The 21,414-nt window shown below is 69.9% G+C and carries 22 protein-coding genes, 1 tRNA gene and 1 pseudogene; 13 read left to right on the top strand and 11 right to left on the bottom strand.

What is annotated here, in order from left to right; genetic code table 11:
• The first annotated feature begins 94 nt into the window (after positions 1 to 94).
• From Ate02nite_RS10040 to Ate02nite_RS10025, 4 genes are all read left to right on the top strand, one after another.
• On the top strand, positions 95 to 1,450 hold the full coding sequence (locus Ate02nite_RS10040; protein WP_203802631.1) for an NAD(P)/FAD-dependent oxidoreductase: 1,356 nt from the start codon (positions 95 to 97) through the stop codon (positions 1,448 to 1,450).
• 45 nt (positions 1,451 to 1,495) lie between these two features.
• Positions 1,496 to 1,578, top strand: a tRNA-Leu gene (locus Ate02nite_RS10035).
• Between the two features lie 131 nt (positions 1,579 to 1,709).
• Positions 1,710 to 2,504, top strand: coding sequence for a Bax inhibitor-1/YccA family protein (locus Ate02nite_RS10030; protein WP_203802628.1), 795 nt, complete (start codon positions 1,710 to 1,712; stop codon positions 2,502 to 2,504).
• A 75-nt stretch (positions 2,505 to 2,579) separates the two neighbouring features.
• Positions 2,580 to 2,870, top strand: coding sequence for a hypothetical protein (locus Ate02nite_RS10025; protein WP_203802624.1), 291 nt, complete (start codon positions 2,580 to 2,582; stop codon positions 2,868 to 2,870).
• Between the two features lie 70 nt (positions 2,871 to 2,940).
• On the opposite strand, the gene Ate02nite_RS10020 is transcribed toward Ate02nite_RS10025, so the two are convergent.
• From Ate02nite_RS10020 to Ate02nite_RS10010, 3 genes are all read right to left on the bottom strand, one after another.
• Positions 2,941 to 4,185, bottom strand: coding sequence for an acetyl-CoA C-acetyltransferase (locus Ate02nite_RS10020; RefSeq protein ID WP_203802621.1), 1,245 nt, complete (start codon positions 4,183 to 4,185; stop codon positions 2,941 to 2,943).
• Between the two features lie 66 nt (positions 4,186 to 4,251).
• The gene (locus Ate02nite_RS10015; RefSeq protein WP_203802619.1) at positions 4,252 to 5,043 is read right to left on the bottom strand and encodes an SGNH/GDSL hydrolase family protein; all 792 of its coding nucleotides are present in this window, start codon (positions 5,041 to 5,043) and stop codon (positions 4,252 to 4,254) included.
• Positions 5,044 to 5,070: 27 nt separating this feature from the next.
• Entirely contained in the window at positions 5,071 to 6,135 is a 1,065-nt protein-coding gene (locus Ate02nite_RS10010) for an SGNH/GDSL hydrolase family protein (RefSeq protein WP_203802616.1), read from the bottom strand.
• Positions 6,136 to 6,241: 106 nt separating this feature from the next.
• On the opposite strand from Ate02nite_RS10010, the gene Ate02nite_RS10005 reads away from it, so the two are divergent.
• Together Ate02nite_RS10005 and Ate02nite_RS10000 are read left to right on the top strand one after the other, a co-directional pair.
• Complete coding sequence (locus Ate02nite_RS10005) at positions 6,242 to 6,586, top strand: YkvA family protein (protein WP_203803398.1); 345 nt, start codon at positions 6,242 to 6,244, stop codon at positions 6,584 to 6,586.
• A 3-nt stretch (positions 6,587 to 6,589) separates the two neighbouring features.
• Entirely contained in the window at positions 6,590 to 7,948 is a 1,359-nt protein-coding gene (locus Ate02nite_RS10000; RefSeq protein ID WP_203802614.1) for a cystathionine beta-synthase, read from the top strand.
• A gap of 1 nt (position 7,949) precedes the next feature.
• On the opposite strand, the gene Ate02nite_RS49400 is transcribed toward Ate02nite_RS10000, so the two are convergent.
• The gene (locus Ate02nite_RS49400; RefSeq protein WP_275422830.1) at positions 7,950 to 8,837 is read right to left on the bottom strand and encodes a S1C family serine protease; all 888 of its coding nucleotides are present in this window, start codon (positions 8,835 to 8,837) and stop codon (positions 7,950 to 7,952) included.
• 222 nt (positions 8,838 to 9,059) lie between these two features.
• Here Ate02nite_RS49400 and Ate02nite_RS09990 point away from each other — a divergent pair, with 222 nt between their 5' ends.
• Positions 9,060 to 9,362 carry a hypothetical protein gene (locus tag Ate02nite_RS09990; protein ID WP_203802607.1) on the top strand — a complete coding sequence of 101 codons (303 nt, stop codon included), beginning with the start codon at positions 9,060 to 9,062 and terminating at the stop codon, positions 9,360 to 9,362.
• Between the two features lie 327 nt (positions 9,363 to 9,689).
• Positions 9,690 to 11,885 carry a tetratricopeptide repeat protein gene (locus Ate02nite_RS09985; RefSeq protein WP_203802604.1) on the top strand — a complete coding sequence of 732 codons (2,196 nt, stop codon included), beginning with the start codon at positions 9,690 to 9,692 and terminating at the stop codon, positions 11,883 to 11,885.
• 34 nt (positions 11,886 to 11,919) lie between these two features.
• Here the strand turns inward: Ate02nite_RS09985 and Ate02nite_RS09980 are convergent, their stop codons facing one another.
• On the bottom strand, positions 11,920 to 12,495 hold the full coding sequence (locus tag Ate02nite_RS09980) for a GNAT family N-acetyltransferase (protein ID WP_203802601.1): 576 nt from the start codon (positions 12,493 to 12,495) through the stop codon (positions 11,920 to 11,922).
• Positions 12,496 to 12,564: 69 nt separating this feature from the next.
• Between Ate02nite_RS09980 and Ate02nite_RS09975 the strand changes: the two genes are divergently transcribed.
• On the top strand, positions 12,565 to 12,888 hold the full coding sequence (locus Ate02nite_RS09975; RefSeq protein WP_203802598.1) for a hypothetical protein: 324 nt from the start codon (positions 12,565 to 12,567) through the stop codon (positions 12,886 to 12,888).
• A 9-nt stretch (positions 12,889 to 12,897) separates the two neighbouring features.
• Positions 12,898 to 13,365: pseudogene (locus tag Ate02nite_RS09970) on the top strand (nucleotidyl transferase AbiEii/AbiGii toxin family protein); the annotation flags it as partial.
• A gap of 51 nt (positions 13,366 to 13,416) precedes the next feature.
• Here the strand turns inward: Ate02nite_RS09970 and Ate02nite_RS09965 are convergent.
• The 3 genes from Ate02nite_RS09965 to Ate02nite_RS09955 form a co-directional block, all read right to left on the bottom strand.
• Entirely contained in the window at positions 13,417 to 14,325 is a 909-nt protein-coding gene (locus tag Ate02nite_RS09965) for a ribonuclease Z (RefSeq protein ID WP_203802596.1), read from the bottom strand.
• Positions 14,326 to 14,605: 280 nt separating this feature from the next.
• A complete protein-coding gene (ppk2, locus tag Ate02nite_RS09960; protein WP_203802594.1) occupies positions 14,606 to 15,556 on the bottom strand; it encodes a polyphosphate kinase 2 in 951 nt (316 codons plus the stop codon).
• A 31-nt stretch (positions 15,557 to 15,587) separates the two neighbouring features.
• On the bottom strand, positions 15,588 to 17,012 hold the full coding sequence (locus Ate02nite_RS09955) for a CYTH and CHAD domain-containing protein (RefSeq protein ID WP_203802592.1): 1,425 nt from the start codon (positions 17,010 to 17,012) through the stop codon (positions 15,588 to 15,590).
• Positions 17,013 to 17,137: 125 nt separating this feature from the next.
• On the opposite strand from Ate02nite_RS09955, the gene Ate02nite_RS09950 reads away from it, so the two are divergent.
• Complete coding sequence (locus tag Ate02nite_RS09950; RefSeq protein WP_203802590.1) at positions 17,138 to 17,311, top strand: hypothetical protein; 174 nt, start codon at positions 17,138 to 17,140, stop codon at positions 17,309 to 17,311.
• Here Ate02nite_RS09950 and Ate02nite_RS09945 read toward each other — a convergent pair.
• The 3 genes from Ate02nite_RS09945 to Ate02nite_RS09935 all read right to left on the bottom strand — a co-directional run bounded on the left by Ate02nite_RS09945 (position 17,308) and on the right by Ate02nite_RS09935 (position 18,852).
• Positions 17,308 to 17,625 carry a hypothetical protein gene (locus Ate02nite_RS09945; RefSeq protein WP_203802588.1) on the bottom strand — a complete coding sequence of 106 codons (318 nt, stop codon included), beginning with the start codon at positions 17,623 to 17,625 and terminating at the stop codon, positions 17,308 to 17,310. The genes Ate02nite_RS09950 and Ate02nite_RS09945 overlap by 4 nt on opposite strands.
• A 108-nt stretch (positions 17,626 to 17,733) precedes the next feature.
• Positions 17,734 to 18,390 (bottom strand): peptide-methionine (S)-S-oxide reductase MsrA, encoded by a 657-nt coding sequence (gene msrA / locus Ate02nite_RS09940; protein ID WP_203802586.1) that lies wholly within the window; start codon positions 18,388 to 18,390, stop codon positions 17,734 to 17,736.
• 48 nt (positions 18,391 to 18,438) lie between these two features.
• Positions 18,439 to 18,852 carry an HIT family protein gene (locus Ate02nite_RS09935; RefSeq protein WP_203802584.1) on the bottom strand — a complete coding sequence of 138 codons (414 nt, stop codon included), beginning with the start codon at positions 18,850 to 18,852 and terminating at the stop codon, positions 18,439 to 18,441.
• A 24-nt stretch (positions 18,853 to 18,876) separates the two neighbouring features.
• On the opposite strand from Ate02nite_RS09935, the gene Ate02nite_RS09930 reads away from it, so the two are divergent.
• The gene (locus Ate02nite_RS09930) at positions 18,877 to 20,028 is read left to right on the top strand and encodes a cystathionine gamma-synthase (protein WP_203802582.1); all 1,152 of its coding nucleotides are present in this window, start codon (positions 18,877 to 18,879) and stop codon (positions 20,026 to 20,028) included.
• A 20-nt stretch (positions 20,029 to 20,048) separates the two neighbouring features.
• Complete coding sequence (locus tag Ate02nite_RS09925; protein WP_203802578.1) at positions 20,049 to 21,407, top strand: amidase; 1,359 nt, start codon at positions 20,049 to 20,051, stop codon at positions 21,405 to 21,407.
• Positions 21,408 to 21,414: the final 7 nt, after the last annotated feature.

Raw genomic sequence — 21,414 nt, 5'->3', positions numbered from 1 at the left:
TCGTGGAAATATGTGCTTCATGGCACTTGACAAACGGTGTTGTCGTACATCACAGAACGGGGCGTGACGGTCGATCACGCGCGACAATGTCTATGTGAATCCGCAGCGCATCGTCGTCGTAGGGGCAGGGCACGTAGGGCTTTACGCTGCTCTCCGCCTGTCCAAGAAGCTCAACCGGCGCCGCGCCGAGGTGGTCGTCATCGACCCGCAGCCGCACATGACGTACCAGCCGTTCCTCCCCGAGGCGGCGGCCGGCAACATCAGCCCGCGGCACTCGGTCGTCCCGCTCCGGCGTGAGCTCCGGAAGTGCCGCATCGTGTCCGGCGAGGTCACGAAGATCGAGCACGCGCGCAAGACGGTCACCATCCAGCCGATCGACGGCCCGTCCACCGAGATGGAGTACGACCACATCATCGTGGCGCCCGGGTCGGTCTCGCGGACCCTGCCGATTCCCGGTCTCCGGGAGCAGGGCATCGGGTTCAAGACCATCGGTGAGGCCATCTACCTGCGCAACCACATCATGGACCGGCTCGACGTCGCGGCGGTCACCCCCGACCCGGCGGTGCGCAAGGCATCGCTCACGTTCGTCTTCGTCGGTGGCGGCTTCGCCGGCATCGAGGCGCTCGCGGAGATGGAGGACCTCGTCCGCGACGCGCTGCAGTACTACCCCGACCTGGACCAGAAGGAGGTCCGGTTCGTTCTCGTCGAGGCGACCAACCGGATCCTGCCCGAGGTCGGCGCGAAGATGGGCGCGTACGCCGCCCGCGAGCTCTCCAAGCGCGGCATCGACCTGCGCCTGGACGTCCGGCTCGAGTCCTGCGTCGACGGCGAGATCGTGCTCAGTGACGGCGACCGCTTCCAGGCCGAGACCCTGGTCTGGACGGCCGGCGTGAAGCCGTCGCCGATGCTGGAGCGCACCGACCTGCCGCGCGGCCCCCGGGGCCACGTCACCTGCCTGCCCACCCTGCAGGTCGTCGACGGCGACAAGGTCCTCGACGGCGCCTGGTCGGCGGGCGACTGCGCCCAGGTCCCCGACCTGACCAACCCGGGTGCCTGGTGCTCGCCGAGCGCCCAGCACGCGGTACGGCAGGCCAAGGTGCTGGCCGACAACATCCGCACGGTGGTCCTCGGCGGCCTGCCGAAGGAGTACCGGCACAAGTACGTCGGCAGCGTGGCCGGCCTCGGCCTGTACAAGGGTGTCGCGCACGTCTACGGCATCAAGGTCAAGGGCCTGCCCGCGTGGTTCATGCACCGGACTTACCACATGAGCCGTATCCCGTCGTTCAACCGGAAAGTCCGGGTCGTCGCCGACTGGACGCTGGCCTTCGTGCTGCAGCGGGAGACGGTCGCCCTAGGCCAGCTGCACACCCCGCGGGAGGAATTCACCCACGTGACTCCGCCGGTCAAACTGCCCGAGGAGCGCGAAAAGGTCGTCGCGGGAGCCCGCTAGGCTGATTCCACTGCCCGGGCGGCACCCGATACGGTGTGACTGCCCGCCCGGGTGGTGGAATGGCAGACACGGCCGCCTTAAAAGCGGCTGCCTTACGAGGCGTGCGGGTTCGAGACCCGCCCCGGGCACCCCCTCGTCGGTCTCGCTGTTTAGACAGACTTCGTATTTTCAGGCTACGCACAGCTTCTGGCACCCTCATCCGGTGCGTATGGCCTTTACCCTGGAAAGACCGCAGTTGACCTCAGGGAGGCTGGACACAGTGAAATCTTCGAACCCGGTTCTGAGCCGCCTCGGCCAGGCGGCCGAACGCGAGCGGACGGCCGGGTACGGATACGGCGAGCCGTACCCCTCCGGTCCGGGCTACGCGGCGGCTCCGCCGGTCGCGCAGCCGATGACGATCGATGACGTGGTCGTCAAGACCGTCATCCTGCTCGGCATCACCGGCATCTCGGCCATCGCCGCGTGGAACCTGATTCCTAACAGCGTGGTCGGTGTCGCCTGGTTCGGTGCCGCGATCGTCGGCCTGATCCTCGGCCTGATCATCTCGTTCTCCCGGGTGGCCAACCCGGCGCTCGTGGTGACCTACGCGGTGGTCGAGGGCGCCTTCGTCGGCCTCGTCAGCGAGGCCTTCGAGAACTTCTACAACGGCATCGTCCTGCAGGCCGTGGTCGCCACCTTCGGCGTCTTCTTCCTGATGGCGCTGCTCTACAAGTCGCGGGTGATCCGGGCGACGCCGAAGTTCACCAAGGGTCTGATCGCCGTCATGGGCGGCCTGTTCATGATCATGATCCTCAACCTGGTGCTCTCGCTGTTCGGCGTGCACACCGGCATCCGCGACGGTGGTGCCATCGGCATCATCTTCAGCATCGTCTGCATCGTGGTCGCGTCGCTGAGCTTCATCCTCGACTTCGACCAGATCGAGCAGGGCGTCCGGATGGGCCTGCCCCAGCGCTACTCCTGGACCTGCGCGTTCGGCATCCTGGTCGGGCTGATCTGGCTCTACCTGGAGATCCTGCGCCTGCTCAGCTACCTGCAGGGCAGCAGCAGAGACTGACGCTCGCGAAAATCGGCGCCCGGATCGTCCTCCCACGGTCCGGGCGCCGATTCGCGTCCGGGCTACGCTCGCGGCGTGACCGATTTCGCCGCCTCCGTCGACCGCCTGCACAACCACGTGCGGCACTGGGAACAGCCGCGCTGGCGCGGCAAAAAGGCCGATCAGGTGTACGCGTTGGTCCAGCTCCTGGCCGACCTGGGAGCCGACGCCGAGGGGCAGCCGCGCCGGCCGGTCCCGCGCGAGCACGACATGATCCTCCCGGACCAGCTGCGGGTGGTCGCCGACGACCTGTTGGCGGCCGCGCCCGATGAGAAGACGCTGGCCGAGGCGGCCGCAGCCGTGGACGACGTCCGCCGGGAGATATGAAAACCGCCCAATAAACCCGCCGAGCCCGGCCGCTCGTGGCAGACCGGACCCGGCGGAATTCCGGAGGGTTCTAGCTGAGGCGCTCGACGATCAGGGCCATGCCCTGGCCGCCGCCGACGCACATGGTCTCCAGACCGATGCTCTTGTCGTGCCAGTCGAGCGAGTTGAGCAGCGTGCCGGTGATCCGGGCGCCGGTCATGCCGAACGGGTGACCGACCGCGATCCCGCCGCCGTTCACGTTCAGCTTGTCGATCGGGATGCCCAGGTCCTGGTACGACGGGATGACCTGGGCCGCGAACGCCTCGTTGATCTCTACCAGGTCGATGTCGTCGATGGTCATCCCGGCCCGCTTCAGCGCCTGCTTCGACGCCTCCACCGGGCCTAGCCCCATGATCTCGGGGGAGAGCGCGGTGACGCCGGTCGAGATGATCCGGGCCAGCGGGGTGATGCCCAGCTCGCGGGCCTTCGTGTCGCTCATGATGACCACCGCGGCGGCACCGTCGTTGAGCGGGCAGCAGTTGCCGGCGGTGACCGTGCCGTCGGGGCGGAACACCGGCTTGAGACCGGACACGCCGTCGATGTTCACGCCGGGGCGGGGGCCGTCGTCCTTCGACACGACCGTGCCGTCCGGCAGCGTCACGGGAGTGATCTCCCGCTCCCAGAAGCCGTCGGCGATCGCCTTCTCCGCGAGGTTCTGGCTGCGTACGCCGAACTCGTCCTGCTCCTCGCGGGAGATGCCCTTGATCTGGGCCAGGTTTTCCGCGGTCTGGCCCATCGCGATGTAGACGTCCGGCACCTGGCCGTCGGCGCGCGGGTCGTGCCAGGTCTTGCCGCCCTCGGCGTAGCCGGCCGTGCGGGCCTGCGCCTCGGCGAAGTACGGGTTGTCCCAGCCGCCGCCGACCAGCGCGGCCGCCGCCGACGGGAGGCCGTCGGAGCTGCCCCGGGCGAAGCGGGACACGGTCTCGACCCCGGCCGAGAGGAAGATGTCGCCCTCGCCCGCCTTGATCGCGTGGAACGCCATCCGGGTGGTCTGCAGCGACGACGAGCAGTAACGGGTGATGGTGGCGCCGGGCAGGCCGTCGAGGCCGAGCTTGGTGGCGACCACGCGGGCCATGTTGAAGCCCTGCTCGCCACCGGGCAGCCCGCAGCCGAGGTAGAGATCCTCGATGAGGGCGCGGTCGAGCTGGGGCACCTTGTTCAGGGCGGCGTCGACGATCGTGGCGGTCAGGTCGTCGGGACGCAGGTCCTTCAGCGATCCCTTGTGAGCGCGGCCGATCGGGGAGCGAGCGGTGGCGACGATGACGGCTTCGGGCATGAACCCACGTTAACCGGTGAGTAACAACCTCTGCGAGTGCAACTTTGTCACACGCCGGTCATCTTTTTATCGGAGAGGGCTCATCGCCGCTTTCGCCACGGCTGGGTACAGAGCGTGCGCCCAGACCCGGTAACCGTCGGCGGAGGGGTGGAAGCCGTCGTAGCAGAACGTGCCGGCGTCGGCCCGGAAGACCGCGCCGGTCTCCTCGCCCAGGTCGACCACCACGCCGTCGGCCGCCAGCACCGCCTTGGCCTGCGCCTTCGCCATCCGGCGGCCGAGCAGGCCGGCCACCTGGCGCAGCGGCGGCGCGATCGCGCGGAGCGCGCCCAGGTCGGGACAGGTGCCCACGACCACCCGCACGCCCGCGTCACGCAGCCGCCGGACGGCCTGACCGAGCAGCTCGGCCGACTCCTCGGGACTGCGCAGGCTTGTCGCGTCGTGCGCGCCGATCAGCACCACGGCCACGTCGGGCCGCTCGCCGAGCAGCGCCCGGGCCACCTGGGTGCCCAGGTCGGCCGACCGGGAACCGGCCACGCCCACGCTGGAGAGCAGCACGTGCCGCTCACCGGTGTCGGCACCGCCCTCGGCCAGCAGCCGGGCCAGCTGGCCGCCGACCGTCTCGGACAGCCACTCCACGCCGACCCCGATCGCGGCCGAGTCACCGAGCAGCACCAGGCGCACCGAGGGCGCGGAAAGCCGGCCCATCGAGGTGCGCAGGGCCAGGCCCATTGTCGGTTTCGCGTAGCGCCGGGCCTTGGCGGCGAGCACTTCGCCGGCGAGCAGAGCGACCCCGCTCACCGCGCCGGCGAGCAGACCGGTAGCCGCTGCTCTGCCGATCCGTGCGTTCAGCCCCGCCATCTCTCGCCTCCCTGCGTAACGACGACGTTATTGATCCGCTGGGGTCCAGCCTACGGCGCCCGCCGCCGGACGGCCGCTCGGAACCGATGCCTTATGTCCGAACCAGGTGCGCGGCTCGCCGAACCAGGGGTGCTTGCGCAGCACCGCCCAGCGCCCGGCCGGACCGCGCTCGCGCCCGCCCACCTTGGCCGGGCTGACCTCGGTGCCGGCCGTATTGACCGCCTCCTGCGCGGCCTCCTCCAGGCTCCGCACGCCCTCGCCGGCGGCCAGTGCCGGGCGGTCGTCCTCGCCGAGCGCGGCCAGCAGGGTCGGCAGCATCACCGAGGCGGCCCGCGCGTAGCCGTCGGCGGACGGGTGGAAGTGGTCCGAGCTGAACATCCGGGCCGGGTCGGCCTCGAACACCGGGCCGAGCAGGTCGACCAGCGACACCGTGCGCCCGCCCGCCTCGACCACGGCGACCGTCTGCGCGGCGGCCAGGTCACGGCTCCACTTGCGGGCGAGCCAGCGCAGCGGCGGCTTGATCGGCTGGATCGCGCCGATGTCGGGGCAGGTGCCGACCACGACCTTGCAGCCGGCCGCGCGCAGCCGGCGCACCGAGTCGCCCAGGTAGCGCACGGCCATCACCCGGGCCGACGCGTGCGTGACGTCGTTGCCGCCGATCAGGATCACCGCGACGTCCGGCGCGTATTCCAGCGCGGCGTCCACCTGGTAGGGCAGGCCCGACGACATGGCCCCGACCACGGCGACCCGGTAGAGCTTCACCGGGCGGTGCAGGCGGCGGGACACGCTGGTGGCCAGCAGGGCGCCGGGTGTCTCGCGGGGACGGTGCACGCCGTACCCCGCGGCCGAGGAATCGCCGAGCACGACCATGGTGAGGGGCTTGCCGCCGAATTTCGCGCCGTAGATGCCGTCTCCGCGCGGCGGCGGGGCCTCGGCCATCGGGATGATCCGGCGGGCGCCGGCCGCCTGCCGCAGCAGGACCCCGGCCGAGAGGGCGGTCAGTCCGGCCAGCGTGCCGGTCACTCCGCCGACGATCTGGCCGGCCAGTTTTATCCGGCGCCAGTCCTCGGCGGTGATTTCGATGCCGCTCATGGGTATCCCCCTCCCAGATCCGGCTTGGAATTCGAGGCTAACTCGTTGCGGCGAGAAGCAATCATGGCGGGCCCACGTCATGCTTGAGGAACCGAGGGGAGAAATTGTGGCTAAGACGTTGAAGCGGACGGCGGCTTTCACCGCGTTGGCCCGGCAGTTGATGCGGGGCTCGCGCGGCGGACCGTCGCTGAGCAAGCGCATCGCGGCCGTTCCGCGGATGCTCAAGGCGAGCGCGACAGGCCAGTACGACGGTGGCATGCGACTGGCGTTGATGGCCGCCGCGACGGCGTACGTGGTGTCGCCGATCGACCTCATTCCCGAGGCGTTTTTGCTGGTCGTTGGCCTTGCTGACGATGCTGTCATGATCACCTGGCTGGCCGGCACGGTGCTCGCCGAAACCGAGCGCTTCCTGGAGTGGGAGAAGCAGCGGGATCGCGTCGTCGTAATCTAGGGCGTGCGTTACTACGACAATGTCGTCGAGATCATCGGTGACACACCCCTGGTCAAGCTGAACCACGTCACCGAGGGCATCTCCGCCACGGTGCTGGCGAAGGTCGAGTACTTCAATCCTGGCGGTTCGGTCAAGGACCGGATCGCCCTACGGATGGTGCAGGACGCCGAGAAGGCCGGCCTGCTTCGCCCGGGGGGCACCATAGTCGAGCCGACCAGCGGAAACACCGGTGTCGGCCTGGCCCTCGTCGCGCAGCAGCGCGGCTATAAATGCATCTTCGTCTGCCCTGACAAGGTCAGCGAGGACAAGCGCAACGTTCTCAAGGCGTACGGCGCCGACGTCGTCGTGTGCCCGACCGCGGTCGCTCCCGAAGACCCGCGGTCCTACTACAACGTCTCCGACAAGCTGGCCCAGGCGCCCGGCGCCTGGAAACCGGATCAGTACTCCAACCCGGCCAACCCCCGGTCGCACTACGAGGAGACCGGCCCCGAGCTGTGGAAGCAGACGGCCGGCCGGATCACCCACTTCGTGGCCGGCGTCGGAACCGGCGGCACGATCACCGGAGTCGGGCGCTACCTCAAGGAGCAGGGCACGGTCCGGGTGATCGGCGCCGACCCGGAGGGCTCGGTCTACTCCGGCGGCACCGGGCGGCCCTATCTGGTGGAGGGCGTCGGCGAGGACTTCTGGCCGACCGCCTACGACCGGGACATCACCGACGAGGTCATCGAGGTCTCCGACTCCGACTCGTTCGAGATGACCCGCCGGCTGGCCCGCGAGGAGGGCCTGCTGGTCGGTGGCTCGTGCGGGATGGCCGTGGTGGCCGCGCTCGACGTGGCCCGCCGGGCCGGTCCGGACGACGTGATCGTGGTGCTGCTGCCGGACGGCGGCCGGGGCTACCTCTCGAAGATCTTCAACGACGACTGGATGGCCCGGTACGGCTTCCTGCGCACCGGCGACGGCGACGCGCCCACCGTCGCCGACGCCCTGGCGGGCAAGGACGGCCGCACCCCGCCGCTGATCCACGTGCACCCGACCGAGACGGTGCGCGACGCGATCGACTACATGCGGGAGTACGGCGTGAGCCAGCTCCCGGTGCTCAAGGCCGAGCCGCCGGTGGTCACCGGCGAGGTGGCCGGGTCGATCGCGGAGAAGGACCTGATGGACGCGCTTTTCACCGGGCAGGCCCACCTGCACGACACGATCGAGCGGCACATGGTCGAGTCGCTGCCGATGATCGGCGGCGGGCAGCCGGTGACCGAGGCGGTCGCCCTCCTGGAGAAGGCGGACGCCGCCATGGTCCTCATCGACGGCAAGCCGGCCGGCGTCCTGACCCGGCAGGACCTGCTCGCCCATCTGAGCTGAGTTAGCTCAGTTCGGCGGGCACCGTGATGACGTCCACCAGGGCGTTCTTGCGTAGCAGGGTGATCGGGAGGTTGGCGCCGATCGCGGGGCTGAGCATGAGCCGCTGCAGGGCCTGGACGGTCTGCAGCGGCTGGCCGCCCGCCGAGATCAGCACGTCGCCCAGGTAGATCCCGGCGGTTCCGGCCGGGCTGCCCGGGACGACCTCGACGACCCGCAGGCCCAGCTTCTGGCCCAGGCGGGTGGCCAGGGGCGGGGGCAGCGGCGTGGGCATGCCGGCCACGCCCAGCCAGGCCCGGCGGACCCGGCCGGTGGCGACCAGCTCGCCGATGATCGTGCGGGTGGTCGAGTTGATCGGCACGGCCAGGCCCAGGCCGTACCCGGCGACTGCGGTGTTGATGCCGACCACCGTGCCGGTCGAATCGGCCAGCGCGCCGCCCGAGTTGCCGGGGTTCAGGGCGGCATCCGTCTGGATGACGCTGTCGATGATGCGCACCCGGCGGCCGTCCCGGGCCGGCAGCGACCGGCCCAGCCCGGAGACCACCCCGGCGGTGACCGATCCGGCGAGGCCCATCGGGTTGCCGACCGCCACCACCAGCTGGCCGATCCTCAGCAGATCGGCGTCGCCGAGCGGTGCCGCCGGTGCGCCCGGGTGGTGCACCCGGACCACGGCGAGGTCGGAGAGCGGGTCCGCGCCGACCACGTCGAATTTCGTCTCGGTGCCGTCGGCGAAGTCGGCGGTGCCGCCGGTCGCGCCGGCGACCACGTGGGCGTTGGTGAGAAGGAATCCGTCGTCGGTGAAGGTGACGGCCGAGCCGGCGCCGGCCCCGCGGGCGCTGCGCACCGAAAGCGCGGCGACCGAGGGGAGCAGGCTCGTGGCGACACCGGTCACGACGCGGCTGTAGGCATCGAGTGCCCCAGGTTCGACACCCGTGTGTTCGGTATCCATGTCGGCGTCAACAACCCGCTGGTCAAGGTCTATGCCGACCCCGCGTCCGCCCACGGCGAACACACCCCCATCACTCATCGCACGCGGTGTCCGACGCTGGGTGAGCTTCCTGCGGTTGTATCTGACGTACCGGAGGTTGTAATACATCCCGACGGAGTGTGACGGATGGTCATCGCCGACCAGTCAGTGCCGCCCGACATTGTGGACCGCCTTCTCTGGCGAGACGCCCAGCAGATGCTGGGACGGCACGCCGAGGCGGATCACGAAGGTAATTGCGTCTGGTGCGGATGGCGATGGCCGTGCGCCCCGCGCCGCCTGGCCGAACGCGCCGAGACCGCGTCCCGCCGACCGTGGCGGGAGGCATGGACCCTTCGGCACGACCTGAACAGCATTCGGGCCATGCCCGGCTTCGGGGACAACATGGACAGAGGTGCCCGGTACCACAACCGCGGCGATCTCCACTACTGACAACTCCATCGCACCACGCTTCGACGTCGCCGACAGCTTGACCTCCCCCGGCAGGCCCCGGCTCTCCAGCCCGGCCGACGTCTCCCGGCGGTGATGCCGCTGCGCCCCGCCAGCGCCGCGGCATCCCGCACCAGGACCCGCCCTACAACTGGTCAGGACCGGCACGCCTCCGCTGGTCCAGCGCCTCCGGCCAGGCGCGACCCCCGGTTTTGGGGCGGGGCGGTTGGCGGGAGCGCGTGACCACAGGTTCCCCCGCAATAACTCGGTCGCGCGCTCCCGCCCACCTATAAAGTGGGAGCGGTCCATAGTGGAGGTGCGGCGACCGCCATGTCCGTTCCTGCGCAGCTCCCCCCAGATATCTCCGGGTTCTCCGGCCGCGACGCCGAGCTCGCCCAGCTCGACGTCGATCCGGCCGGTGTCACGGTCGTCTTCGGCCCGCCCGGCACCGGCAAGAGTGCCCTCGCCGTGCACTGGGCCCGTCGCGTCGCGTCCCGTTACCCCGACGGGTGTCTCCACCTCGACCTGCGCGGATTCGACAGTTCCGCGCCGCGCGAGCCGTCCGACGGCCTGCGCCTGCTGCTGGCCGCGCTCGGCGTCGAAGCCGGCGCGATGCCGACCGACCTCGACGGCCGGCTCGGGCTCTACCACCGGCTGACCGCGTCGGCCCGGCTGCTGCTGGTGTTCGACAACGCCCGCGACGACGAGCAGGTGCGCCCGCTGCTCCCGGCCGGCGAGGCCAGCCGCACGGTGGTGACCAGCCGCAGCCGGCTCACCGGCCTGGTGGCCGCGGTCGGCGCCCGGCCGCTCGCCGTCGCGGCGCTGCCCCCGGCCGACGCCACCGCGCTGTTCCGGCACCGGCTCGGCCCCGAGGAGACCGACCCGTCAGCCGAGGCCGAGATCATCCGGGCCTGCGGTGGGCTGCCGCTCGCATTGACCCTGGCCGCCGCCCGCATCCGCACCGCCGGTTACCCACTGGCCGCGCTGGCGGCGCTGGCCGCCGAGTTGCGCCGGCCGGCCGGTCGCCTCGACGCCCTCGACGACCTCCGGGCCGTGTTCTCGTGGTCCTACCACGGGCTCACGGCCCCCACCGCCCGGCTGTTCCGGCTGCTCGGGCTGGCCGCCGGGCCGGACCTCGCGCTCGCCGCCGCCTGCGCGCTGGCCGGGCAACCGCCCGCCGAGACCCGCCGGACGCTGCGCGAACTCATCGAGTCCGGCCTGCTCGCCGAGCCCCTGCCGGGGCGATACTCGATGCCCGACCTGATCCGGGCATACGCCGGTGAGCTGGCCCGCGAGCTGGAATCGGCCGCCGACCGCCGGGCCGCGCTGACCCGGCTGCTCGACCACTACACGCACACCGCCTACCAGGCCGACCTGGTGCTCAACCCGACCCGGGCGCCGATCCCGATGACGCTGGCCGCGCCGGCCGACGACGTCCGGCCCAACCCGCTGATCGACATGAAGGACGCCATCGACTGGCTGCGCGGCGAGCGGGAAACGCTGCTGGCGGCGGTGCGGCAGGCCCGCGACGAGGGCCTGGACACCCAGGCGTGGCAGCTGAGCTGGGCGCTCGACTCGTTTCTGCACGAGGAACAGCGCTGGGACGACGAGGGCGCCGCCTGGGCGGTGGCCCTGGACGCGGCGGCCACCCTCGCCAACGGCCCGGCCCTGGCATACGCGTACTCGTTCCTGGCCGTCGCGGACGGCCGCCGTCAGCGCTTCGACGAGGCGCAGGCCCACATCAGCCAGGCGCTGGCCCTGGTGGAGGCGGCCGGCGACGTAGCCGGCATCGCCGAGTGCCGATTCATCCTGTCCTACCTGTGGTGGCTGCAGGGCGATCAGGACCGGGCAATGGCCGAGGCCGAGCTGGCCCTCGAACTGTTCGGCACGCTCGACGACCCGATCTGGGAGGGCAAGGCGGCGCTTGCCGTGGGGTGGTACGAAGCGCAGCGCGCGGAGCCGCGGATCGCGCTGACGCACTTCGCCCGGGCCCTGGCCCTGCAGCAGCGGTCCGGCGACTGGGAGAACGAGGCGATCACCCGGGACGCCCTCGGCATGCTGCACCTCTTCCTCGGCGAACAGGACCACGCGGCCCGGCACCTGGAGGAGGGCCTGCGGCTGGCCCGCAAGATCGACAACCCGGTGCTCGCGGCCCAGATCCTTGCCCACCTCGGTGACCTGCACGAGTCGCTGCACGACGCGGAGTCGGCGGACGAGCGCCGCCGTCAGGCGTACGAAATCCTCGCCGACCTCGGCCATCCGCTCGCCGCCGACATACGCCGGAAGCTCGCCCCCGCCAGTTCTCCGGACCGGCCCGCCGGGGCCGGCATCCGCGGCCATCGCCTGCGCCGCGGCATGTCGCAGGAAGACCTGGCCGAACGCACCGGCCTGAGCGTGCGCACCATCCGCTACCTGGAATCCGGCAAGGCCGGGCGGTCCCGCCCGGAGACCATGCGGCTGCTGGCCGACGCCTTCGGCCTGGAGGGCGACGAGCGGGAGCAGTTCCACCTGGCCATGTCCGGCTGATTGCCGGTTGCTTGCCGGTCCGCTGCCTGGGCGCCTAGCCGGTGATCCCCGACGATGAAGAGACATCTCGGGGGAGCGCCCGGGCGGTCGAAGGGCCGTCCGGGCGGGTGAGATCCAGGCTGTAACGCACTTGCGGCACCGGCTCCCCGCCCACTGCCTCGACCCGGGTGGCGCCGTCCGGCCGCCAGCCACCCCGGTCGTAGAAACGCCGGGCCGTCGCGTTCTCCTCAAGAACCCAGAGCACGGCCCGGCGGTCGCTGATCTCGGCGAGCCGCCCGAGCGCGTCGATCATGAGCAGCTTCCCGACCCCACTGCCGACCAGCGCCGGATCGACGTGAATGGCGTAGAGCTCAGCGGCCCCGTCAACCTCACTGGGCCCGACATAGGTGAACCCGACAAGCCGCCCGTCCTGCTCCGCGACGGTCAGCCGATGCGTGTCCCGCTCCCATTTCCAGCGCTCACTCCACCAGGCCCCAAGCACTTCCCCGGACAGCGACCCAAGAGCGTCAGCCGACAGGATGTGCGCATAGGAGTCAGCCCGAGACCGAAAATGAAGATCCCCAACCCCAACCAGATCAACATCTTCCCCGGTACGCACCACAACAGTCATCACCCCACGCTAACCGTCCACCCCCGGCGCCCCTTCGCGTGGGACGATGGTGCGGGAGGTGGGCCGATCATGCGTCGATACGCTAAGCCGCTGGTTGTCGCGGACGACCTGACGCTGCTCAGAGGCGAGACCACCGGGGTTGTCATCCTGCCGCGTTACCTCGACTGGTCCGGGGCAGCCGAATATGACCTCGACAGCCCTGGCCGGATCGTCGACCTCTACCGGACGGTCCTGATCGAGGCCACCAAGCCGGCCGACCTCCACGAATTCCTCGACCAAGCGACCCTCGCCCGGCTTTGGCCGTCCCTCTGGCTGCCGCCCGACCTCCGCCGAACCTGGGAACTGCGCTTTCCGGAGCTGCGGCGGACCGGCTCAAAAGCGACTGCCGCATAGGATCCCGGCATGGATCCGCGTCACCGGCAGCTTGCCGAGATCGCTCTTCAGGCCGCAGGAAATGACTACGGGCTCGCCCTCGCCGGCGGTTATGCCGTGCGGGCCCACGGCATGGGCGATCGCCCAAGCGGCGACGTGGACCTCTTCACCGACTGGCAGCGCCGCGCGGACTTCCCCGCCGTCGCTGATCTGGTCATCAAAGCCTTGACCGAGAGCGGTTTCGCCGTCGACGTCGATGCGCGCGCCGATACCTTCGCCCGACTGCTCGTCGCGCGGAAGGACGAGCCCTACGAGGAACCGCAAAAGATGGAGTTGGCCGCCGATTGGCGTGCTCATCCGCCGGTCACCTTGAGCATCGGGCCCGTTCTGCACCCGGACGACGCGGTCGGTAACAAGATGGCAGCGCTCTACGGTCGCGCCCTCGCCCGGGACTTCCTCGACATCGACGCGGTGCTTACCAGCGAGCGCTACTCGGCCGAACAACTCCTCCGGTTGGCGGAGGCGGCGGACTCCGGCTTGACCTTCGACCTAGCTGACGCCGGCTTTGCGCGCCGGGATCGGGACTCGCATGAGGTCTTCGGCCAGGACTATGTCGCCGTTGAAGTGGGGGCGGGCTTCGGTCAGGAAGCGGGACTGGTCGGGGTAGCGCTGGGAGAAGTGGGTCAGGACCAGGGTTCGGACGTTTGACTTGCGGGCCACCGTGGCCGCCTGGGCTGCGGTCAGGTGGCCTACCTGGGCGGCCAGGTCGGCGTCCTCGTCCAGGAACGTGGACTCGATTACCAGCAGGTCTGCGTTTTCGGCCAGGGCGTAGACGTTGTCGCACAAGCCGGTGTCCATCACGAAGGCGAAGGTCTGGCCGGGGCGGGGGACGCTCACCTGGTCCAGCGTTACGTCGCCCAGGTGGCCCAGGCGCTGCAGGTCGCCTACCGCGGGGCCGACTATGCCGTGTTCGGCCAGTAGGGCGGGGACCATGCGGCGGGTGTCGGGTTCGGTCAGGCGGTAGCCGTACGTCGGGAGGGAATGCCATAGCGGCAGGGCCGTCAGGCGCCCCGCGGAGGTCTCCGTCTCGAAGATCGCGCCGTCGGCGGGGGCCGGCACGATGTCGGCGTTGTCCCAGTAGCTGGTGGCGTGCCGCAGGCGGTCGTAGAACTCCTGGCCGGCGGCCGGATAGTGGACCTTCACCGGGTGCGGCACCTGGTCCAGGGAGATGCGCTGCAGGACGCCGGGCAGGCCCAGGCTGTGGTCGCCGTGGAAGTGGGTGATGCAGATCCGGCGCAGCGGGGTCACGGCCAGGCCGGCCAGCAGCATCTGGCGCTGGGTGCCCTCGCCGGGGTCGAACAGGATTACCTCGTTGTCCCAGCGCAGGACGTAACCGTTGTGGTTGCGGTGGCGGGTGGGAACCTGGCTTGCCGTGCCCAGGATGACCAGTTCACGCATGACGGCTCCGCATAGGTCGACCCCCGGGGGCTTCCACGCACGCGAAGCGAGTCGTGGTCCGGTCGGACAAGGCCGGATCCCCGGGGGTCGGATGGCTGCCTAGTTTTCGCCGGACCGCTGCCACACGGTCTCAACGCTTGGTTAGACAAGCTGTCGAGGACAGCGGCTAGCGGACAGCCACCTCACGAGTCCCGTTGCTATCCAACTTTGGACCACCTCCCTTCACGTGTACGGCCACGGTAACCACGTGATCAGGCCCGCGCCAACGCTTTTTGAATCACTAAAGCCGCGGGAATACGCGCGGGGACATCTCGGTGCCCTCCACCGCGAGCGCGGCCGGGCCGACGATCAGCGGGTCGGGGCGGCCGACCACCTCGTCGTCCTTGTTCTCGTAGTTGAAGCGGCTCAGCACGTGCCGGATCGCCTCCAGGCGGGCACGCTTCTTGTCGTTGCTCTTCACCACCGTCCACGGGGCGTCCGCGGTGTCGGTGTAGAAGAACATCGCCTCCTTGGCCTCGGTGTAGTCGCCCCACTTGTCGAGCGACGCGAGGTCCATCGGGGAGAGCTTCCACTGCCGCACCGGGTCGACCTGGCGGATCGCGAAGCGGGTGCGCTGTTCGCCCTGGGTGACCGAGAACCAGAACTTGATCAGGTGGACGCCCGAGCGCACCAGCATCCGCTCCAGTTCGGGGGTCTGCCGCATGAACTCGAGGTATTCGGCGCGGGTGCAGAAGCCCATCACCCGTTCGACGCCGGCCCGGTTGTACCAGGACCGGTCGAACAGCACGATCTCGCCGGCCGCCGGCAGGTGGCTGATGTAGCGCTGGTAGTACCACTGGTGGCTCTCGCGCTCGCTGGGCTTCTCCAGCGCCACCACCGACGCTCCGCGCGGGTTCAGGTGCTCCATGAACCGCTTGATCGTGCCGCCCTTGCCGGCTGCATCCCGGCCCTCGAACAGCACCACCATCCGCTCGCCGGTGTCCTTGCACCAGTTCTGCAGCTTCAGCAGCTCGATCTGCAGGAGCCGCTTGTGGTGGTCGTACTCCTGGCGGGGCATCCGCTCGTCGTACGGGTAGTCCTCGCGCCAGGTGTCGACCGGGCTGCCGTCCGCGTTGAGCAGCACCGGGTCGTCGTCATCGTCGTCCGCGACCCGATATCCGCCCAGCGTCGTATTCGGGCCTTCGTAGGGCTGGGTGATTTGCTCGTCCTGGAACTCCGACTCCACCTGCATGGTTTGATTTCATACCCGGTCGAGATGAACTTCAGCCGATCCACTGCCGAAGCTTCTTCTTTCGCGAAGCCTCGACGACGACCGGCAGCTCAGCGTGTGTGTCCGTGCCGACCTGTTCCTGGCGGGCCCACAGCACACCGAACCAGAAACTGTCCGGTCCGAGCTCGAGCAGCAGCTCGCGGGCGACCACCGAGTCCTGGTGGGCGCCGAGCACGTCCTGCAGGTCGGTCAGCGCGTTGACGAGCTGTTTTCCGGGCTTGCCGGCGGCCCCGGCGAAGACCTCGACCGCGTACCGGGCCCGCTTGTAAGCCTTGCGGGCGTCGTGCAGTTCGGCGTCCACGCCGTCGGCCAGCGCCTGGTCGAGCAGGCCGTCGGCCTTGGCCAGGCTCTTCGCGGCCCGCTTGATCGGATCGGGCTCGCCCTTGCCGGGCCGGTCGGCGAGGCGGTCGATGCGGTCGAGCAGGGCGAGGTAACGCTCGCTCTCCAGGGACTCGTCGAGCGCGGCCCGGCCCCGGTCGACCTGGTCGTCGAGGTGCTGCCGGATGCGGGCCGCGACCGCGGTGAACTGGTCGCCGGACTCCTCGACCCCGGCCAGCAGTTTGCCCTTCTGCACCTGGCCGTCGCGCACCTGGCCGAGCAGATCGGCGAGCCATTTCAGCTCATCGCCGACTTCTTCGAAGCCGGGAAAAGAGCGCTTGAAGGTCTTCAGCGTGCTGCGCAGGCGCCGGGTGGCGACCCGCATCTTGTGTACGGACTCCGGGTCGCCCTGACGCACTCCGGGGTCGAACTCGGTGATCGCGTCGCGCTGCTCCTGGGCGTACGCCTGAACCGGGCTCTTGACCTTGGGTTTGGGGGTCTTCTTGAGACGGCCGTCGAGGGCCCGCGCGACCTTGGACGGGCCGGCCGCCGGGGTGGCGCCGACGCTCAGCAGGCGTTTTTCGACCGCCTCGAGCACCTTGGCGTCGCCGTCGACCAGTTCGACCTCGATCTCCTGCCAGCGCTGTTCTTTGCCGCCGGACTCGGCCCGCACCTGGTCCTGCGCGATCAGCGCGAGGGTGCGGCCCTTGGCGTCGCGCAGCGGCGTCTCGATCCGGTGGGTGCGCAGGCGGGCGACCGGTTTGAGGATTTCCCGGCGGCTGAGCGCGCGGACCTGGCCGTGCAGCTCGGCGGGCACGGTGTTCTTGTCGCCGCCGTTGAGCGGGACGCGATGCTCGGTGCGGCTCTGGCCGGCGCCGGGGGTCTTCAGGTGCCAGCCGGCGTCGCCGCCGCCGGTGCGCCGGCGCAGCGTGCGCCGGTTCTGCAGCAGGGTCAGCTCGTCGGTGTCGAAGTAGGTGGCGTCGAGATCGTGCGTCTCGGCGCCGGTGATGTCGCGAATCCCGGCCGTACCCACCAGCGAAGGCAGTACGAAGCCGTCCGGGACGTCGTATTTACGCTCTGTTTCGCTGGCGATCTCCATACGTTCATGTTGCCTGAGCGGTGGCCCACGACACAGACCAATCGATTGCCAGCTTTCGCACAGGATCGTCTCAGCTTTCGCTGGCACCGTGGGGGCCCGGTTTCGCTATCGCCAGGAGGTAACTCATGGATAAGCCCGACCGTCGCCCGGTTTCGCTGGCCGGACTCGGCCTGATCGGCGCGGGAGCCGTGCTCGGCCTGGCCCTCGCCGCACCGGCCTCGGCCGCGCCGTCCGACACTCCGCGCCCGCCGGCCCCGGCCGCGGCCGCCTCGCCGGCCGTCGAGAAGGACCAGAGCTAGCGCAGGCCCTGCGTGCGCAGATAGAGGGCCCGCGAGTAATTCGCGGTGGCGGCGCTGAAATACATGGTCGCGAGCCCGACGTGGAAGCTGTTGTCGGTCAGCGCGTTCTTCGCGTTGGCCGACCCGGACCAGCGGATCTCCGCGTCCGAGGCGGAGATGCCGCGGCGCTCGCAGCGCAGCCGGTTCATCTCCTTGCCGGTTTTCCAGGTCTCGAGGGCGGCCTCGGCCTGGCGCATCATCTTGCCGGCCTGCTCGGTGAGGGATTCGGCGAGAGCCCAGGCGGCTCGCTCCTCCTCGGTGTTGAAAGTCGGCATGGTGGCACCTCCCGGGGTGGGTAGGGGTTCATCCCCAGTGTGCGAACCATGTCGGGATATGTCGATCTTTTTCAACCGGGGGCGTGAAAACGCCCCCGGCGACTTGCTCTAAACCTTCGCGATCCCGACCGGGCAGGTCATGCCGTTCGGGCCGTGGTTGCAGTAGCCGTACGGGTTCTTCGAGTCCGAGAGGTACTGCTGGTGGTAGTTCTCGGCGTAGAAGTACGTCGACAGCGGCTGGATCTCGGTGGTGATCTCGCCTCGGCGGGCCTTGGTGACCACCGGCTGGAACGCCTCCCGGGACGCCTTCGCCGTCGCCAGCTGGGCGTCGGTGGTGGTGTAGATGGCCGAGCGGTACTGGGTGCCCACGTCGTTGCCCTGGCGCATGCCCTGGGTCGGGTCGTGGTTCTCCCAGAAGGCCTTCAGCAGGTCCTCAAAAGCGATCTTGGTGGGGTCGTAGACAACCTGGACCACCTCGGCGTGACCGGTGGATCCGGAGCACGCCTCCTCGTAGGTCGGGTTCTTGGTGAAGCCACCGGCGTAGCCGACCGAGGTGGAGTACACCCCCGGCAGCCGCCAGAAGATCCGCTCGGCGCCCCAGAAACAACCCATGCCGAACACCGCGACCTCGAGGCCGGCCGGCCACGGGCCCTTGAGCGGGGTGCCGAGCACGGTGTGCTTGTCGGCGACCGGCATCTCGATGAGGCGGCCGGGCAGGGCCTGGTCGGGGGTGGGCAGTTCGAGCTTCTTGTGCCGCAGGAACACGGTCACTCCCTTCGTCTGCCTGGTGTAACGCCAGGGGTTAGGGCATCCTTACCCGAGCTCTTTGGCGATCTTCTCGGCGTACCCGTTGGCCTCTTCGTCGTCGGCGTATTTGGTCCTTGGCCAGAAGAAACCGCGCAGTCCGTCGCCCTTTGTCCGCGGCACCACGTGGGTGTGCAGGTGGGGGACGGACTGGGAGACGATGTTGTTGATCGCGACGAAGGTGCCCTTGGCGCCGAGCGCGGCCGGAACGGCGGCCGACACTCGCTGCACAAGTCCGAAATATCCGGGCAGAGCCTCCGGGGATAAATCGGGCAAGGTGACGACATGGGTGCGGGGGACAATCAGGACGTGGCCCTTGAAGACCGGGCGGGTATCGAGGAAGCCCACTCCGTCGGGGGAATCGATCACCTTGAAGGCCGGGACCGAGCCCGCCACGATCGCACAGAACACGCAATCCGCCACCCGCCGAGACTAGCCTTGCGCAGCATGACGGCTAACAACTACGGCTTCGACACCCTCGCCATCCACGCCGGCCAAGAGCCGGACCCGCGGACGGGGGCGGTGGTGCCACCGATCTACCAGACGAGCACCTACGCCCAGGACGCTGTCGGCGCACCCCGCCTCGGTTACGAGTACGCCCGGTCGGGCAACCCGACCCGGGACGCCCTCCAGGAGTGCCTCGCGGCGATCGAGGGCGGCCGCCGCGGCCTGGCCTTCGCCAGTGGCCTCGCGGCGGAGGACACCCTGCTGCGCACCGTCTGCCGGCCCGGCGACCACGTGCTCATCCCCGGCGACGCGTACGGCGGCACCTACCGGCTGTTCGCCAAGGTCGCCGAGAACTGGGGGCTGGCCTGGACCGCCGTCCCGCTCGACGACCTGGACGGGGTGCGGGCCGCGTTCCGGCCCGGCGTCACCCGGATGATCTGGGCCGAGACGCCGACCAACCCGCTGCTCAACATCGCCGACATCGCGGCGCTGGCCGGGCTGGCCCACGAGTACGACGCGCTGCTGACCGTGGACAACACGTTCGCCTCGCCGTACCTTCAGCAGCCGATCGCGCTCGGCGCCGACGTGGTGGTGCATTCCACCACCAAATACCTGGGTGGACACTCCGACGTGGTCGGTGGCGCCCTCGTCGTCGGGAACGACGAACTCGGCGACCAACTGCTTTTCCATCAGAACGCGATGGGTGCGATCAACGGGCCGTTCGACGCCTGGCTGACCCTGCGGGGCATCAAGACCTTGGGTGTACGGATGGACCGGCACTGTGACAACGCGGAGCGGATCGTCGGTTACCTGAGCGAGCACAGCGCCGTGGAGACCGTCTACTACCCGGGCCTCGAGACGCACCCGGGTCACGAGACGGCGGCCAAGCAGATGCAGCGCTTCGGCGGCATGGTGTCGTTCCGCGCGGCCGGCGGGATGCAGGCCGCGATCGACATCTGCAACCGGACGAAACTGTTCGTGCTCGCGGAGTCGCTCGGTGGAGTCGAATCGCTGATCGAGCACCCGGGTCAGATGACACACCTGTCCGCTGCGGGCTCACCGCTTGAAGTCCCCGCCGATCTCGTGCGACTGTCTGTCGGCATCGAAAGCGTTGACGATCTGCTGGCCGACCTGGAGCAGGCGCTCGGCTGACCTTACATACGGAGCGAGGCATGTCGGACGGCACGAGCTGGGTGGGGGCCACGGCGAAGCAGATCTCCCGGGCGGTGCGACGCGGTGACGTGTCGGCCACCCAGGTCGTCGCCGAGACGCTGGAGCAGATAGCCATCTCCGAACCGTCCCTGGACGCGTTCCGGGTGGTCCGCGCGGGCGAGGCTCTCGCCGAGGCGGAGAAGGTCGACGACCAGGAAGATCTGGCCAATCTGCCGCTGGCCGGGGTGCCGGTCGCGGTGAAGGAGAACACGGCCGTCGCCGGCCTGCCCACCTGGGGCGGGTCGGCCGCCGCGCGCGGCCCGGTGGCCGAGGTGGACCACGAGGTGGTCCGCCGGCTGCGCGGGGCCGGTGCGATCGTCGTCGGGGTCACCCGGATGCCCGAGATGGGGCTGTGGGCGGTCACCGACGACGGGGACGTGCCGACCCGCAACCCGTGGGACCGGGACCGTACGCCGGGCGGCTCGTCCGGCGGTTCGGCCGCGGCGGTGGCGGCCGGGCTGGTGCCGATCGCGCAGGGCAACGACGGGCTCGGCTCGATCCGCATCCCGGCGGCCTGCTGCGGGCTGGTCGGGCTGAAGCCGGGCCGCGGCGTGATCCCGGCCGAGCTGGGCCTCGACGGCTGGTTCGGCCTTGTCGAGAACGGCGTGCTGACCACCACGGTGGCCGACGCGGTGCTCGGTTTCTCGGTGCTGGCCGGCCGCGAGCCGGCGAAACTGGTCGAGCCGCCGAAACTGCGGGTCGGCATCTCGACCCGGTCGCCGGTGGTCGGCGTCCGCCCCGACGAACCGAACCGCGAAGCCGTCGCCACCGCCTCGAAACTGCTGGTGCAGGCCGGGCACGACACGGTGACCGCCGATCCGCGCTACCCGACCTCGCTGGGCCTGCGGGTGCTGGCCACCTGGTTCGCCTCGGCCTACCGCGAGTCGCGGCAGCTGGACGTGTCGAAACTGCAGCCGCGCACCCGGCAGCACATCCGGCTCGGGAAGTGGGCCTGGAAGGCCGGGCTGGTCAAGCAGGCACACCGGGATGCCTGGCGGGCGGCGTCGATCAAGTTCTTCGCCGACCACAACGTGGACCTGCTGGTCACCCCGGCGCTGGCCGCGGCTCCGCCGCCGGCCGAGCAGTACTCGACCGGCTCCTGGCGGAAAAACATGCAGGTCAGCATGCAGTACGCGCCGTACGCCGCGCCGTGGAACGTGGCCGGTCTGCCGGCCATCGTGGTCCCGATCGGGGTACGCCCGGACGGTCTTCCGCTGACCGTGCAGATCATCGGGCCGCCCGAGTCGGAACTGCTGCTGCTCGCGGTGGCCGGTCAGTTCGAGGTGCTCAACCCCTGGCAGCGTCACGCCTTCGGGTGAGCGGGTG

It is taken from the genome of Paractinoplanes tereljensis (genome assembly GCF_016862435.1).
GTDB lineage: Bacteria > Actinomycetota > Actinomycetes > Mycobacteriales > Micromonosporaceae > Actinoplanes > Actinoplanes tereljensis.
The sequence above is the reverse complement of the archived record's forward strand: the minus strand, read 5'-3'. Positions and strand labels throughout refer to the sequence as shown.

Coding starts and splice junctions, on each gene's coding strand:
- Ate02nite_RS10020 (WP_203802621.1), bottom strand. CDS start 4,185: ATGCCCGAAGCCGTCATCGTCGCCACCGCTCGCTCCCCGATCGGCCGC.
- Ate02nite_RS10015 (WP_203802619.1), bottom strand. CDS start 5,043: ATGGCGGGGCTGAACGCACGGATCGGCAGAGCAGCGGCTACCGGTCTG.
- Ate02nite_RS10010 (WP_203802616.1), bottom strand. CDS start 6,135: ATGAGCGGCATCGAAATCACCGCCGAGGACTGGCGCCGGATAAAACTG.
- Ate02nite_RS09990 (WP_203802607.1), top strand. CDS start 9,060: ATGGTCATCGCCGACCAGTCAGTGCCGCCCGACATTGTGGACCGCCTT.
- Ate02nite_RS09985 (WP_203802604.1), top strand. CDS start 9,690: ATGTCCGTTCCTGCGCAGCTCCCCCCAGATATCTCCGGGTTCTCCGGC.
- Ate02nite_RS09980 (WP_203802601.1), bottom strand. CDS start 12,495: ATGACTGTTGTGGTGCGTACCGGGGAAGATGTTGATCTGGTTGGGGTT.
- Ate02nite_RS09975 (WP_203802598.1), top strand. CDS start 12,565: ATGCGTCGATACGCTAAGCCGCTGGTTGTCGCGGACGACCTGACGCTG.
- Ate02nite_RS09965 (WP_203802596.1), bottom strand. CDS start 14,325: ATGCGTGAACTGGTCATCCTGGGCACGGCAAGCCAGGTTCCCACCCGC.
- ppk2 (WP_203802594.1), bottom strand. CDS start 15,556: ATGCAGGTGGAGTCGGAGTTCCAGGACGAGCAAATCACCCAGCCCTAC.
- Ate02nite_RS09955 (WP_203802592.1), bottom strand. CDS start 17,012: ATGGAGATCGCCAGCGAAACAGAGCGTAAATACGACGTCCCGGACGGC.
- Ate02nite_RS09950 (WP_203802590.1), top strand. CDS start 17,138: ATGGATAAGCCCGACCGTCGCCCGGTTTCGCTGGCCGGACTCGGCCTG.
- Ate02nite_RS09945 (WP_203802588.1), bottom strand. CDS start 17,625: ATGCCGACTTTCAACACCGAGGAGGAGCGAGCCGCCTGGGCTCTCGCC.
- Ate02nite_RS09930 (WP_203802582.1), top strand. CDS start 18,877: ATGACGGCTAACAACTACGGCTTCGACACCCTCGCCATCCACGCCGGC.
- Ate02nite_RS09925 (WP_203802578.1), top strand. CDS start 20,049: ATGTCGGACGGCACGAGCTGGGTGGGGGCCACGGCGAAGCAGATCTCC.